At 40.4% G+C, this 15249-nt stretch carries 14 protein-coding genes; 4 read left to right on the top strand and 10 right to left on the bottom strand.

Going from position 1 to position 15249, the window contains the following annotated elements; translation table 11 throughout:
* Positions 1–37: 37 nt before the first annotated feature.
* From ADF68_RS02935 to rlmD, 5 genes are all read right to left on the bottom strand, one after another.
* Positions 38–556, bottom strand: coding sequence for a Dps family protein (locus tag ADF68_RS02935; protein WP_000229851.1), 519 nt, complete (start codon positions 554–556; stop codon positions 38–40).
* Positions 557–705: 149 nt separating this feature from the next.
* Complete coding sequence (locus ADF68_RS02930; RefSeq protein WP_049548563.1) at positions 706–2487, bottom strand: ABC transporter ATP-binding protein; 1782 nt, start codon at positions 2485–2487, stop codon at positions 706–708.
* A gap of 10 nt (positions 2488–2497) precedes the next feature.
* Positions 2498–4234 carry an ABC transporter ATP-binding protein gene (locus tag ADF68_RS02925; protein WP_049548562.1) on the bottom strand — a complete coding sequence of 579 codons (1737 nt, stop codon included), beginning with the start codon at positions 4232–4234 and terminating at the stop codon, positions 2498–2500.
* Positions 4235–4358: 124 nt separating this feature from the next.
* On the bottom strand, positions 4359–5117 hold the full coding sequence (gene tpiA, locus ADF68_RS02920; protein ID WP_049548561.1) for a triose-phosphate isomerase: 759 nt from the start codon (positions 5115–5117) through the stop codon (positions 4359–4361).
* Between the two features lie 117 nt (positions 5118–5234).
* Positions 5235–6602 carry a 23S rRNA (uracil(1939)-C(5))-methyltransferase RlmD gene (rlmD, locus tag ADF68_RS02915; protein WP_049548560.1) on the bottom strand — a complete coding sequence of 456 codons (1368 nt, stop codon included), beginning with the start codon at positions 6600–6602 and terminating at the stop codon, positions 5235–5237.
* Positions 6603–6657: 55 nt separating this feature from the next.
* On the opposite strand from rlmD, the gene ADF68_RS02910 reads away from it, so the two are divergent.
* From ADF68_RS02910 to ADF68_RS02900, 3 genes are all read left to right on the top strand, one after another.
* The gene (locus ADF68_RS02910) at positions 6658–7461 is read left to right on the top strand and encodes an aminoglycoside 3'-phosphotransferase (protein ID WP_049548559.1); all 804 of its coding nucleotides are present in this window, start codon (positions 6658–6660) and stop codon (positions 7459–7461) included.
* Positions 7442–8218 carry a recombination regulator RecX gene (gene recX, locus ADF68_RS02905; RefSeq protein ID WP_049548558.1) on the top strand — a complete coding sequence of 259 codons (777 nt, stop codon included), beginning with the start codon at positions 7442–7444 and terminating at the stop codon, positions 8216–8218. The genes ADF68_RS02910 and recX overlap by 20 nt, the downstream gene beginning before the upstream one ends.
* Positions 8219–8306: 88 nt before the next feature.
* A complete protein-coding gene (locus ADF68_RS02900; protein WP_004252157.1) occupies positions 8307–8840 on the top strand; it encodes a nucleoside tri-diphosphate phosphatase in 534 nt (177 codons plus the stop codon).
* Between the two features lie 72 nt (positions 8841–8912).
* Here ADF68_RS02900 and ADF68_RS02895 read toward each other — a convergent pair whose 3' ends face one another.
* The 5 genes from ADF68_RS02895 to ADF68_RS02870 form a co-directional block, all read right to left on the bottom strand.
* Positions 8913–9680, bottom strand: a complete 768-nt coding sequence (locus ADF68_RS02895) for an epoxyqueuosine reductase QueH (protein WP_006150335.1) — start codon at positions 9678–9680, stop codon at positions 8913–8915.
* Positions 9681–9747: 67 nt separating this feature from the next.
* On the bottom strand, positions 9748–10947 hold the full coding sequence (locus ADF68_RS02890; RefSeq protein ID WP_049548557.1) for an MFS transporter: 1200 nt from the start codon (positions 10945–10947) through the stop codon (positions 9748–9750).
* A 269-nt stretch (positions 10948–11216) separates the two neighbouring features.
* On the bottom strand, positions 11217–12560 hold the full coding sequence (gene asnS, locus ADF68_RS02880; protein ID WP_049548556.1) for an asparagine--tRNA ligase: 1344 nt from the start codon (positions 12558–12560) through the stop codon (positions 11217–11219).
* Positions 12561–12709: 149 nt separating this feature from the next.
* Positions 12710–13888: a pyridoxal phosphate-dependent aminotransferase gene (locus ADF68_RS02875; protein ID WP_049548555.1), complete on the bottom strand. Its 1179-nt coding sequence runs from the start codon at positions 13886–13888 to the stop codon at positions 12710–12712.
* On the bottom strand, positions 13885–14373 hold the full coding sequence (locus ADF68_RS02870; protein ID WP_049548554.1) for a DUF5590 domain-containing protein: 489 nt from the start codon (positions 14371–14373) through the stop codon (positions 13885–13887). Before ADF68_RS02870 ends, ADF68_RS02875 begins: the two co-directional genes overlap by 4 nt.
* A 261-nt stretch (positions 14374–14634) precedes the next feature.
* Between ADF68_RS02870 and ADF68_RS02865 the strand changes: the two genes are divergently transcribed.
* On the top strand, positions 14635–15183 hold the full coding sequence (locus ADF68_RS02865) for an NADPH-dependent FMN reductase (protein ID WP_049548553.1): 549 nt from the start codon (positions 14635–14637) through the stop codon (positions 15181–15183).
* Positions 15184–15249: the final 66 nt, after the last annotated feature.

Here is a 15249-nt window from a genome sequence, read left to right as displayed (position 1 = left end):
AGAAAACTTCTACGGATTTTTGACAAAATAGAGTATCTTACAAACCAGGTGCTTGTCCTAATTCTGCTGCAAGCATCCAGACTGTTTTTTCAAGGTCTGCCTTAGCACCAACGAAGATATCATTGGTTACATCATCACCTTCTTCATCTGTTACATCCAAAGCTTTTTGGAAAAGAGTGATGAGGTAACGATAAATTTCAAGAACACGTTCCAAACTTTCTTCTACATTACGGAATTCTCCAACTTCTTCTTCGATTTCACTGTGTTGAAGAAATTCTGTCAATGTAGAGTATGGTTTGCCACCAAGTGTAATCAAGCGTTCGCTGATTTCATCAAGGTAACCATCAAGGCTATCCATGTATTCATCCATCTTAGGATGCCATACTTGGAAACCACGACCACGCATGTACCAGTGTACTTGGTGAAGGGCAATGTGAGCCACATACAAGTCTGCTACTGCTTGGTTAAGCACTTCCTTTGTTTTTGCTAGCGCTTCAGGCGCTGATTTAGATAATGTTGTTACGTCTTTTAATGCATCTTTTTTCAATTCTACCATTTTTCTCACCTCATAATATTATTTTTGCAACCATATTTATTGATTACTATCTCAGTATACTACACCTAGTAGACAAAAGCAAGAAAATTAACCCATATTAAAAAAGTTCTAATTGACTGATAATTTAAGAAAATGAGTGGCTATTTATCCTAGCTATTTTCACTGTTTTTACTAGAAAATTGACTTTGATAAAGATCATAATAGAAACCTTTTGCAGCTAAAAGACTTTCATGATTTCCCTGTTCGATTATCTGTCCATCTTTAAGTACCAAAATCTTATCAGCTTCCTGAATTGTCGAAAGACGGTGAGCAATGACAAAGCTTGTTCTCCCCTTCATCAAACGTTTCATAGCCTTTTGAATCAAAAGTTCTAGACGAGTGTCAACTGAAGAAGTTGCTTCGTCCAAAATTAAGATTTTAGGATCCGCCAAGAGTGCACGCGCGATGGTTAACAACTGTTTTTGTCCAAGAGAAATATTACTTGACTCTTGGTTCATCTCCATGTTATAGCCACCAGGAAGGGTGCGGATAAAGTGATCCACATTTGCAGCCTTAGCAGCTTCAACGATTTCCTCGTCAGTTGCCTCAAGATTTCCAAAGCGAAGATTTTCCTTGATACTGCCTTCATAAAGCCAAGCATCCTGTAAGACCATCCCAAACTGGCGACGATAGTCCTGACGAGACAAGTCTCGAATATCTTGTCCATCCACTAAAATGGCACCAGCTGTCACATCGTAAAAACGCATGAGAAGGTTAATCAAGGTTGTTTTCCCTGCTCCAGTAGGTCCAACGATAGCTACCATCTCTCCAGGTTCAACATCTAAATTAAAATTGCGAATCAATGGTTTATTTTTTACATATTGGAAATCGACATTTTTGAAACTAACTTGACCTGTCAATGGTGCTAGTTCTTTCGCTTCAGCAGTTTGGACTTCTTCCTGTTCATCTAGAACTTCAAAGACACGGTCAAGCGAAGACTTAGCACTTTGTATTTGCCCTGCTAATTGAGTAATGTTTTGTATCGGTTGACTGACCTGCCACACATACTGAACGAAAGCTTGCATATTACCGATCGTCAAGCGCCCTGCAATAACCTGCAAACCACCTAAGACAGCAACTATTAGGTAAGTTAAATCAGACACGATGTGAAGGGCAGGCATCATCAATCCTGAAATAAAACTCGCCTTGAATCCGACTTGTTGCAATTCATCCGTAATCTTTTCAAATCTTTCTTGAGAATTTTCTTCGCGCCCGAAAAGTTTTAAAACATTGAAACCTGTTAAGTTTTCCTGTACAAATCCATTCATTCGTCCCAATATAGCTGCCTGCTGTTTAAAGTACGGCTGCGAACGATTCAGAATCGTTTTAGCACCAAAATAAGTAATCGGAATCGACAAGATAACAATGATAGCCAGCTGAAGATTTAGATAGAGGACCATTCCCATAACAAAAAGAATGGTAAAGACTGCGTTGACAATCTGCAAGAAGGATTGTTGAAGTGCATTAGATACGGTCTCTACATCGCTAGTAAAACGTCCCAGCAAATCCCCAAATTGGTGCTTGTCAAAGTAAGACACAGGGATGCGGTTGATTTTTTCGCTCATTTCATTTCGCAAATCCTGTATCATGGACTGCACCGCATTGGTCATGAAGTAGTTTGAGTAATAAGACCCCAACTCATAAAAAAGGCCACGCAAGAGATAGATTACCAGAATCACTGCGATATAGCTGGTATTAATCCCTGCTCCTGCAACACCATTTGCCATATCAAGAAGATTGCTGGTTAATTCTGTGATAGCAAGCCCTAATACAAAAGGCTCGATAACACTCATAATGACGCTGACTATTTTCAAGAAGACTGCAAAGAAAACAGAAAAACGGTAGGCTTTTAAATAGCTCCATAGACGAGCTAGACTAGATTGTTGTTTCATCCTTTACCTCCTATTCTTCTGTCAGAGACGCATTTTTCAACTGCGACTCAGCAATTTCTCGATAGATGTCATTTGTTTCCATCAATTCTTCATGACGGCCACGACCAACAATTTCACCCTTATCAAGGACGATAATCTGGTCAGCATCCATGATAGTTCCAACACGTTGCGCAACAATCAATACTGTAGCATCTTGCGTCACTTCCTTGAGACGACGGCGCAAGATAGCATCTGTACGGTAGTCCAAGGCTGAGAAAGAATCATCAAAAATGTAGATATCTGGACCCTTGATGACTGCTCGGGCAATCGACAAGCGTTGTTTCTGACCACCAGATAGGTTGCTTCCCCCTTCAGCCAGATGAGTTGCAAAACCTTCTTCTCGACTTTCGATAAAGTCTTTGGCTTGGGCTACATCAGCTGCTTGGTGCAAGTCCTCATGACTGGCATCTTCTTTCCCATAGCGGAGATTGTCTGCGATAGTCCCAGTAAAGAGCAAGGCCTTTTGGGGAATAAACCCAATCTTCTGGCGGAGTGATTTGAGTCGATAATCTCGAACATCTACACCATCGACCTTAATTTTCCCCAGAGTAACATCATAGAAACGTGGAATCAATTGAACCAGGGTCGACTTACCTGACCCAGTTGAACCGATAAAAGCAATGGTTTCTCCTGGTTTAGCAGTAAAGGAAATATTATGCAAAACAGGACTCTCTGTTTCTCCAGGATAGACAAAGGTTACATTATCAAATTCTAGATAACCATGAGTTTCAGTCTCTTGAATTCCGTCCTCATTTGGATCAATGGAAATCGGCATATCCATGATTTCCTTCAAGCGCTCACTAGAGACAGCGGTCCGCGGATACATGGTAAAGAGGTTTGACAAGAAAAGGAAGGACAAGAGAGCGTGGAAACTATACTCGATAAAGGCCACCAAATCCCCAATCTGCAAACTTCCCTGTTTGAGAGGATCCAAAGCAAACCAAACGATAGCTACAATCATAGCAATAATGATTTGCACAAAAAGTGGCTCCGTCAAACCAGTCAATTTGAACAAACGATTCGAATTATCCGCATAGATGGCATTTTTCTCTTCGAAACGATTTTCTTGGAAGTCTTCACGAGCAAAGGCACGAATAACACGCAAACCCATCAAATTTTCACGGACATATTGGTTAATCTTGTCCAGTGTTTTCTGTTGTTTTTCAGATAAGGGGCGCGTTTTCACTGCCACATAAAGGACTACTACAGCTAGAAAAGGAACTGAAAAAGCGACAATCCAGGCTAGTGAGGGACTAGTTAAGAAAATCATGAGAATACTCGACAGCATCATCATGGGAGTGATAACACCCAATTTAAGCGTCTGCTCTGCAAACTGCATAAGGACAAAGGCATCACTAGTAATACGAGTAACCAATGAAGAAACTCCAATTTGTTCATATTCGTGATGAGAATACTCTTGTAATTTAGCATAAACATCATTTCGCATGTCCTTAACCATGTTGGTGGTCAATTTACTAGCAGCATAGGATAGAACAACCCGCCCAAATGTCCCCAAGACGATAATAACCAACATTACGATAGCCCAAAAATAGAGTTTATCCTGGTCACCTTGGTTGATTCCCTGGTCAATCATGCGAGCAAGAACAGTCGGTAGCCCAAGATTGACAATCACAAAGAAAATAGCTCCGAAGAAGTCTAACACTAACCACTTGGGATAACGTTTGAGATAAGACCAAATATAAAGCATAATTCTCCTTTCTTTTTCATTCAAAATGCAGAAAAGAGCGTGCTTTCGCACGCCTTTTTACTAAAAAGAAGACAGGCAGTCTTAACCTCGAGTGAGGAAACTGTCTGTCTCAGATATTTGAAGCTTATTTTACAAAGTCAAGCAATGCCAAGAAGCTTTCTGGATCAAGTGATGCACCACCAACAAGAGCTCCGTCAACGTCTGGACAAGCCATGTATTCTGCAACGTTTTCAGGTTTAACTGAACCACCGTATTGAACACGTACTTTATCAGCTACTTCTTGACCAAAGTCAGCTGCTACAACGTCACGAACAACTTTACACATTTTTTGTGCATCGTCTTGCGAAGCTGATTTACCAGTACCGATAGCCCAGATTGGCTCATAAGCGATAACTGATGAAGCTACTTGTTCTGCAGTCAATCCTGCAAGAGCAGCTGAAACTTGAGCACCTACGAATTCAGCAGCTTTTCCTGCTTCGTAAGTTTCAAGTGACTCACCACAACAGATGATTGGAAGCATACCGTTTGCAAAGATTGCTTTTGCTTTTTTGTTGATATCTTCATCTGTTTCGTGGAAGTAGTCACGGCGTTCTGAGTGACCGATCACAACATAGTCAGTACCGATTTCTTTCAAAACTTGTGGGCTAGTTTCACCTGTGAAAGCACCTGCATTTTCAAAGTAGCAGTTTTGAGCAGCAACTTTAAGGTTTGAACCTTTAGCAGCAGCAAGAACAGTTGTCAAGTCAAGTGCAGGAACTGCAATACCAGCTTCAACAAGGTCTGCTGAAGGAAGTTTTGATGCTACTGCTTCAACAAATGCTTTTGCTTCTTCTGGGTTTTTGTTCATTTTCCAGTTACCAGCGATAAATGGTTTACGTGACATTTCACATACCTCTTTTTTCATTTTATTTTCTACTTATTTTATCATATTTAAAGATAGCTTGCAAATCTTACTCTGTAACTAGAAGTCTTCTTTTCAAAAACTTTCCAGTTGCCGTTTTTATTTAGAAGCTGGCTTTCTCCTAGTCAATTTGACCACTGCTTCTGTCCTAGCCGTGTGTGGAAACATATCAACAGACTGGATATAGTGTAGATCATAGACCTTTACCAAACGGACTAAATCGCGCGCCAAGGTAGATACATTGCAGGAAATGTAGACCATCTTTTCAGGAGCGTATTTAACGATGGTATCCAAGAGTTTGTCATCTAAACCGGTACGAGGCGGGTCTACAATCAAGGCATCGGCACGATAGCCTTCCTTGTACCAACGAGGGATGATTTCTTCTGCAGTTCCAGCCTCATAGTGAGTATTGGTATAACCCATGCGCTGGGCATTTTCTTTGGCATCCTCAATAGCTTCTGGAATAATATCCATCCCTCTCAAGCTTTTGACTTTCTTAGCAAAGGCAAAACCAATGGTCCCAACACCACAATAAGCATCAATCAGATGGTCGTCCTCAGTCACGTCCAAGGCCTTAACGGCTTCACTATAGAGAATTTCAGTCTGTTCAGGATTGAGCTGGTAAAAAGCTCGTGGTGAAAGAGAAAATTCATAGTCAAGAACACCCTCGCGTATACTATCTTGACCCCAAATAATCTCGGTCTTGTCTCCATAAATCTCACTGGTTTTCGCAGTATTGGTATTGACTGCAACTGTCACCACTTCTGGAAAATCCTTGACTAGGTCTTGAACTAAGAGAGTCAAGTTCAACTGGCGATTAGTGACGATAATGATTTGAACCTGCCCAGTTTTCCGTGCTCGACGAACCATGATAGTTCGAACTCCAAGAATTTTCCGTTCATCCGTAATCGGAATTTGATGATAGGTCAAGAGTTCAGCAATGCGGTTGGCAATCGCTTGTGTCTCCTTGTCTTGAACCAGACAGTCTTTTAATTCAACCAGATCATGCGAATTTTGAGCATATAATCCCGCCTTAACTTGGCCTTTAAACTTTCGAGTTTGGAATTGCAGTTTAGCCCGATAATACTTAGGCTCCTGCATGCCAATGGTTGGTCTAATTTCATAGTTTTCGTAGCCTGCAGGTTCAAATTTCTTCAGAGCTTGATGAAGGAGATCTGTTTTGAACTCCAGCTGCTTGTCATAATGCAGATGCATGATTTGACAGCCACCACACTCATTATAGATAGTACAGTCTGGGACTACTCGAAACTTAGATTTTTTATTAACCTCAAGCAGTTTGGCCTCAACGTAGTTACGCTTAACAGAAGTCACCTGACAATAGATATCTTCTCCCTTGAGGGCTCCTGGAACAAAAACGAGGGTTTTCTGGAAAAAACCAATTCCTTCCCCGTTAATCCCCATGCGCTTGATTTTTAATGGAATTTTTTGTTTGACTTTTAGATTCATAAGTCTATTATACCACGTAGTTTCTCAATGGTTAAGAATATGTTACAATAAAACCATGAATACAAAGATATCTTTTTCCTCATTGGATTTCCCTGAGCAATTACGAACTTATATAAAAGGGACAAGCCTTTCTGACAGCTCTTCTCATTCAGGCGCAAGGGTCCTTTATCTTGACTCAGGTTACTATTTGAAAATAGATCAAAAGGGAAGTTTAGAGCGAGAAGCTAGCATTGCAAGGTGGTTTGAAACCAAAGGACTGGGAACTCCAGTCATCCACTATCTATCTACAGATAAAGACTACTTCCTGACTAAAGAGGCTATTGGTCATGATGCTCTCGCTTTTTTAGACCAACCAGAAAAAATCTGCCGAACAATGGCAGAAGCTCTTAAAAAGCTTCACAACTTAAACCCACACAATTTTCCATCAGAAAATCATTTACAGACCTATAAAGACAGAGCCTTTAAAAACTATGAAAAAGGGGAGTTCTATGCCAAGGCACTCCTACCCCAATTCCAGATTAACAGTCGCGAAGAGGCCTTCCAACTCATCCAAGAACAAGGGCACCTTTTAAAGACAGATGCCTTTATTCACGGGGACGCCTGTCTACCGAACTTTATTCTAAAAGATGCTGACCATTTCTCTTGCTTCATTGATCTTGGTTTGGCTGATTTCAGTGATCGGCATATCGATCTCTTTTGGGCAATTTGGTCCCTCAATTACAACTTAAAAGACCCCAAATATGCTGAACTATTTCTCGACTGTTACGGGAGAGAGCTGGTTGATAGCAACAAACTTCGACTCGTTGCTGCCTTTGAAGCATTTGGACAAGAGGTAAACCATGAAAATCACAAAACTTGAAAAGAAAAAACGACTCTATCTGCTCGAACTTGATAACGACCAAACCTGCTACATTACAGAGGATACCATTGTTCGCTTTATGTTGACTAAAGGGAAAGAGATCTCAGCTGAAGAACTAACTGAGATTAAATCCTTTGCACAATTTTCCTACAGTAAAAATCTAGCTCTCTACCACTTATCCTTCAAGGCCCGTACTGAAAAAGAAGTTAGAGATTATCTTGCCAAACATGAAATTGATGAGAAAATCATTCCCCAAGTCATTCAGTCTCTAAAGGACGACAACTGGATCAATGACCGCCAATATGCACAAGCTATCATCAATTCCAATCAGCTTTCAGGAGATAAGGGAAGCTATGTGCTGATGCAGAAGATTTCTCAAAAAGGGGTTGCTAAGTCCGTTATCCAAGAAGTTTTACAAGAATTTGATCTGACGGAAGTCGCAGAACGTACAGCTGAAAAACTACTGAAAAAATATCAGGGAAAATTGCCAGCCCGCGCCTTGCAGGACAAGATTATCCAAAATCTGACCAACAAAGGGTTTTCCTACTCAGAAGCCAAGGCTGCCTTTGATCAACTAGATAACCAGGTCGATGAAGAAACTGTCCAAGAGCTAATTTTTAAAGAGTTGGATAAGCAATACCCCAAATACTCACGAAAGTATGAAGGATACGAACTCAAGCAACGTTTGACCCAAGTTTTAGCTAGAAAAGGTTATGATTTTTCGGATATAGCCAGCGCTCTAAGAGAATATCTTTAATTTTTTCATAAAAAAACTAAGAACTTTAAACAAAAATGTGATACAATAGTAAACGATAAACTTATAAATTGTAGAAAGTTGGTTAGTTATGAAACTTCCAAAAGAAGGCGACTTTATTACAATTCAAAGTTATAAGCATGATGGGAGTCTTCACCGCACTTGGCGAGACACCATGGTACTAAAAACAACAGAGAACGCTATTATCGGCGTCAACGACCACACACTTGTTACCGAAAGTGACGGTCGTCGTTGGGTAACTCGAGAACCGGCTATTGTTTACTTTCACAAAAAATATTGGTTTAATATCATTGCCATGATCCGTGATAATGGGATTTCCTACTACTGCAACATGGCTAGCCCATACTATCTAGACGAAGAAGCTTTAAAATACATCGACTATGATTTAGATGTTAAAGTTTTTACAGATGGCGAAAAACGCCTCTTGGACGTCGAAGAGTATGAACGTCACAAGCGCAAGATGAATTATCCTGATGATTTAGACTATATTTTGAAAGAGCATGTTAAGATTCTTGTTGATTGGATCAACAATGAACGTGGCCCCTTCTCAGAAGCCTATGTCAACATTTGGTACAAACGCTACGTAGAACTAAAGAATCGGTAAAGTTGTCAAACTAGGGTGTCTGCCCTAGTTTTTTTATAATCAAAAAACCTGCCTAATGTGGCAGGTTTTCGTTTAAATATCTAATTTTGTAACGGTGAACTTGATATGGGAATAATCTTTCTCGATATCCTTATCTACCATAAAGGCTGTTGCATCCTTCTTGACCTGCACCAAGTCGATATTCTGGGCTTGAGCTGCATAGACACAGCCACAGTAGCATTGGCGATAGATGTCATACTCTTCACACATCTCTACAGAACGTTTGTAACCTTGATTTTTCTTAAAATCACTCGGAAGATAATGAGTGGTGTAAATTTTCTGCACGTCGATCCCGATACTATTGATGGTTTGTGAATTTTTGTGAGGACTGATCGTCAGGGCCGAACCAAAGTAGTCAAATCCTAAGTCCATAGCCACCTGCGCTGTCTTGTCCAAACGATAGTCAAAACAAACCTTGCAACGATCGCCACCTTCCGGTTCTTCTTCCAAACCTCGAACCAGTTTACGGTACTCATTGGGTTCGTATGGTGCTTCTAGGTATTGGACATTGTTGCCAGTTCGTTCATTGAAATCACTAACAAACTTTTTTGTCACATAGGCACGCTTGTGATACTCAGCTTTAGGATGGATATTGGAATTAGCAAAATAAATAGTCACATCCGCATACTTGGTCAAGTACTCTAGAGTGTAGGTGCTACAAGGAGCACAACAGACGTGCATGAGAATGGTTGGTCTTTCTTCATTTTTTTCCCAAACTTGAACCATCTTTTGCATGACTCGGTCATAGTTGATCTTTTGATTGGGATTCATCTTACTTAGAATTTCTTCTACATCGATCATACTCTTCTCCTTTTCTTCTTGTTATTTTATCACAAGAAGGCTCTTTGGGCAAATAGGTTTTCGTGCTTTACTCAGTTTTTAAGTCCTTGTCCAATACCTTGCCCATCCTTTTTAGACCGATTATTAGGATAGGGTAGGTTAAAAGCAAGATAAGGCCTAGAACTAAAAAGATAGCTACAAGACCCCAACGATCAATCAACCAGCCTGTCAGTGGAAATATGACAATCATGGAAAGACTAAAGAGCATGGAATTGATACTAAGCATAGTTGCTCTTACACTGGAAGGTAAATAACCTTGTAAGTCATTAAAATAGATCGGCTGATAAACTGCATAAAGTGTATCAGTTAAAAGATATACAAGAAGAAAAGCAAAGGGGGTCCCTGAAAACACCAACAACAAGGCCAAGCCCGTTAGTGCAACAAGAGTCGGAAAAACTCGATTACTATTCCATTTTTTACCGATTTGACTAGCTACATAAACAGCTATAAGATTTAACCCACTACCAATAAGCATAACCAGTGAAACCTGCCATCCTGCTAAGTCACTTATTTTCTGCTGATAATAAAAGTAAAACATACACATGAGTGTCCCTACTAGCTGATAAGTCAGCATCCAGTAAAAGAGTACTGGTTTTTCCTGCCATTCTTTACGAACTTGCTGGACAATCATTTTAAAGGTTAAGACTTCATTTTTCTCTCTCTTAGCCATTGGTTCTTTCATAAAATAAATCAAAATGATAGAAAGAAATGAAAATCCTATGGCAATCAGATAGGTCCAGGCAAGTGCTCCGTGAATAAAGAAGCCTGCCACAACTGTACCTAGGGTTCGGGTGACTTCTGCCACACCAGACAAAAAGCTAGAAATCTGAAGATAACGGTCCTTTTGACCCGCTTCAACCGCCGAATCATATAAGAAAGCGGTACTGGTTCCTGAGTCAAAATTGTAGGACCAAGCATTAACCATCATGGCAATCGCATAAATCCAAAAATTCCCCTGACCAAACAAAATCAAGATAGAGGACACAATACTGGCCAAGCGTGCCAAATAGAGATTGGTCTTGTAACTAAATCGATCGGCCAACATACCAGATGGGATTTCACACAAGAGACTTGTCCCATGAAAGATACTCTCTAATAGACCGATTTGAAGCAAGGATAGACCATTTTGGATGAAAAATAAAATCCAAAAACTGGTAATCCCAAAATAAGAAGTGAATTCCAGACCTGCTAGGAGTGGAATATTGCGTTTGTAAGTTCTTTTAAACATTGTTTTCTCTCTTTCAATATGTAATATGAGTTTTTCTAAAAGACTTACTTAGAGTTGCCTACATTTTCTCCACCTCTTTCATTTAAAGTAATACTCAATGAAAATCAAAGAGCAAACTAGGAAGCTAGCCGCAGGCTGCTCAAAACACTGTTTTGAGGTTGTGGATAGAACTGACGAAGTCAGTAACATATATACGGCAAGGTGAAGCTGACGTAGTTTGAAGAGATTTTCGAAGAGTATAAAAACGCCAGACGGCGTTTTTATGGCTATTATGGTTTGATACGGTGCAACATACGTGGGAATGGAATAGCTTCACGGATGTGTTTAGTTCCAGCTGCGAAGGTTACCATACGCTCGATACCAATACCAAATCCACCGTGTGGTACTGTACCATATTTACGAAGGTCAAGGTAGAATTCGTACTCTGTAAGATCCATTCCAAGTGATTCCATCTTAGCGACAAGGGCATCGTAGTCTTCCTCACGCATGGAACCACCGATGATTTCTCCGTAACCTTCTGGTGCAAGCAAGTCTGCACAAAGCACACGATCCGGGTTACCAGGAACTGGTTTCATATAGAAGGCCTTGATGGCTGCTGGGTAGTTCATGACAAATGTTGGCACACCAAAGTGGTTTGAAATCCAAGTTTCGTGTGGTGAACCAAAGTCATCTCCATGCTCAAGATGTTCGTAGTCAGCATCTTCATCATTTTCATGCTCTTGCAAGAGATCAATCGCTTCATCGTAAGTAATACGTTTGAACGGCTCAGCAATATAACGTTTCAAGAGCTCTGTATCACGTTCCAAGGTTTCCAAGGCTTGAGGAGCACGATCTAGAACACCTTGGAGCAACGCTTTTACATAAGCTTCTTGCAAGTCAAGTGACTCATCGTGTGTCAAGTATGAGTACTCCGCATCCATCATCCAGAATTCAGTCAAGTGACGACGAGTCTTAGATTTCTCTGCACGGAATACTGGACCAAAGTCAAAGACACGACCAAGAGCCATAGCACCAGCTTCAAGATAAAGCTGACCAGATTGGCTCAAGTAGGCTGGTGTTCCGAAGTAGTCTGTTTCGAAAAGTTCTGTAGAATCTTCTGCTGCATTTCCTGAAAGAATTGGGCTATCAAACTTCATAAAGCCATTCTTGTCGAAGAACTCATAAGTTGCATAGATGATAGCATTACGGATTTGCATGACAGCAACTTGCTTACGAGAACGAAGCCACAAGTGACGGTTATCCATCAAGAAGTCTGTTCCGTGTTCTTTTGGAGTAATTGGGTAGTCTTGAGATTCACCGATGACTTCGATGTCTGTAATATCCAACTCATAACCAAATTTTGAGCGCTCGTCTTCTTTAACAACACCTGTTACAAAGACTGATGTTTCTTGGCTTAGGCGTTTGATGGTGTCAAATTTTTCAAGACCTACTTCTTCTCCAAATTTTTCGATAAAGTTTGGTTTGAAAGCCACGCCTTGGAAAAAGGCTGTTCCGTCACGCAATTGTAAGAAGGCAATTTTTCCTTTTCCTGACTTGTTAGCAACCCAAGCACCAATAGTGACTTCTTGACCAACGTAGTCTTTTACTTCGATAATTGTTACACGTTTTGTCATGTTTTATCTTCCTTTTTTTGTTTAACTTGTCTAAAGACATTATTACCCACTATTGTACCACAAATAATGCCTGATAGCTAGATTCTATCAGAGAAAAATCTCAGGTTTTATCCAAAAAAATCTCCGTCAAGACGACGAAGATCTTATTTTTATTTTTTCATAAATAGGTGCAAACGACGAATAGCTTCTTTAAGAGTTTCCAAGTCTGTCGCATAGCTGAGACGGACATTCTCTGGCGCACCAAAGCCTGCTCCCGTAATCAAGGCCAGACCAACTTCCTCAAGAATAGCCGTTGTAAATGCTGTTACATCTGTATAGCCTTTCATCTCCATAGCTTTTTTAACATTTGGGAAGAGATAGAAAGCTCCTTGCGGTTTGACTACTTCAAAGCCAGGAACTTGGCTCAAGAGAGGATAAATGGTATTGAGACGTTCCTCAAAAGCCTGACGCATAGTTTCTACAGAGTCTTGTGGACCAGTTAGCGCTTCGATGGTTGCGTATTGAGATACAGCGGTTAGGTTTGAAGTTGTTTGACCAGTCAATTTGCTCATAGCAGCAATAATTTCTGGATCACCTACTGCATAACCAACACGCCATCCTGTCATAGCGTAGGCCTTAGACACTCCATTGATGACAATAGTTTGTTTGCGAATAGCTTCTGACAGACTAGAGATTGGAACGAACTCATTCCCGTTATAGACCAAACGTCCATAAATATCATCTGCTAGAATCAGAATGTCATGTTCAACTGCCCAGTTTCCAATTGCTAATAATTCCTCACGAGAGTATATCATACCGGTAGGATTAGATGGTGAGTTAAGAACCAAGACTCTAGTCTTATCTGTGCGAGCAGCTTCTAATTGCTCCACAGTTACTTTAAAGTGATTGTCTTCCTTGGCTTGGACAAATACTGGAAGGCCTTCGGCCATCTTAACCTGGTCCCCATAGCTGACCCAGTAAGGAGTAGGAATGATTACCTCATCTCCAGGGTTGATAACAGCCATAAAGAAAGTATAAAGGGAAAACTTGGCACCTGTAGCAAAGGTGACTTCATTTGTCGCCACAGAATAACCATAATAACGTTCAAAATAGGTATTGACCGCTGCTTTTAATTCAGGCAAACCTGAAGCTACCGTATAGAAAGAAGCACGTCCATCTCGAATAGCCTCAACAGCAGCATCTTGAATGTTTTCAGGAGTATGGAAATCTGGCTGACCTAAAGTTAAGAAAAGAACATCTTTTCCTTCCGCTTTTAACTTCTTGGCTTTTGCATCGCTAGCCAGAGTGACGCTTTCTTCCATTTCTAAGACACGTTTGGATAATTTCATAGCTTCTCCTTTTCGAGTATGACTCCTGTTTCAAAATCAACCAGATAGTAGTCTCCACCAGACTTGATTTCCCAGACGGGCTTATCAGCGTAACGTCCAAAGGTAATCTTGTCGATTTCAGTTGCTCCTTTTTCTCTAACAACTGCTTCTGCTTTTTCTTGTGAAGTACCACTTTCTAGTTGATACACATAGATTTTTTGACTATTTTTCTCAATTAAAACAGCTATTGGCTTTTGATTTTTATCTTGGCCGAGAACACTATAGTAGCTCTCTAAACCATTAAAAAAGTCAATCTGACTATCCGTTTCCAGCTCAGCATACTGCTTGGCCAGTCTCTCCCCTTCTGTCTTTGCAGTTCGATAAGGCTTCATACCAAGCCACACCAAATAAAGAAAGGAAGAGGTCACAACTAGAGCCAGCATGGTTAAGCCAATACTGTACTGAAATAATAAGAAATTTTTTTCTTTTTTCTGTCTCATTTTCACTCGTCTATTTTACCATCTATCCAAGTGAATTACAAGTGAATAAAAGAGGAGGATTTGTCTCGGAACTTCTCTTATGACAGGAATATATGACGCTTGAATCATTGATTTCACAGACTTTTCCTAATCTCTACTCCTAAAAATAATCTTGACTATCATCGATTTTTATTTTCTGGGCAAATTTCTTGCAAATGATTTCGTTTTGTTGTAACATTGTTTATAACAACAGAGAAAGCTCTGATTAAAATATAAAGGAGACTCCCTATGTCTAAAAAAGTATTATTTATCGTTGGTTCACTTCGTGAAGGTTCCTTCAACCACCAAATGGCGCTAGAAGCCGAAAAAGCTCTTGCAGGTAAAGCTGAGGTTAGCTACCTTGACTACTCAGCAATCCCACTTTTTAACCAAGAACTTGAAGTTCCAACTCTTCCAGCTGTAGCAGCAGCTCGTGAAGCTGTTCTGGCTGCTGATGCTATCTGGATTTTCTCACCAGTCTACAACTTCTCAATTCCTGGAACAGTTAAAAACTTGCTTGACTGGCTTTCACGCGCTCTTGACTTATCTGAAACTCGTGGTCCATCTGCTCTTCAAGATAAAATCGTTACTGTGTCTTCAGTAGCAAATGCAGGTCATGAACAACTCTTTGCAATCTATAAAGACCTCTTACCATTCATCCGTACACAAGTTGTAGGTGAATTCATTGCAGCTCGTATCAATGATTCTGCTTGGGTAGATGGTAAACTAGTCCTTGAAGACAGTGTTGCTACTTCACTAAAACAACAAGCTAAAGACTTGATTCAAGCTATTCAATAATTGAATCATAACCACCCGTCTAACGGGTGGTTTGCCCCAGGGCTATAAGCCCAAATTACCAGCCAG

Origin of the sequence: Streptococcus pseudopneumoniae, assembly GCF_001068775.1 — a bacterium.
Lineage (GTDB): Bacteria > Bacillota > Bacilli > Lactobacillales > Streptococcaceae > Streptococcus > Streptococcus pseudopneumoniae_N.
The sequence above is the reverse complement of the archived record's forward strand: the minus strand, read 5'-3'. Positions and strand labels throughout refer to the sequence as shown.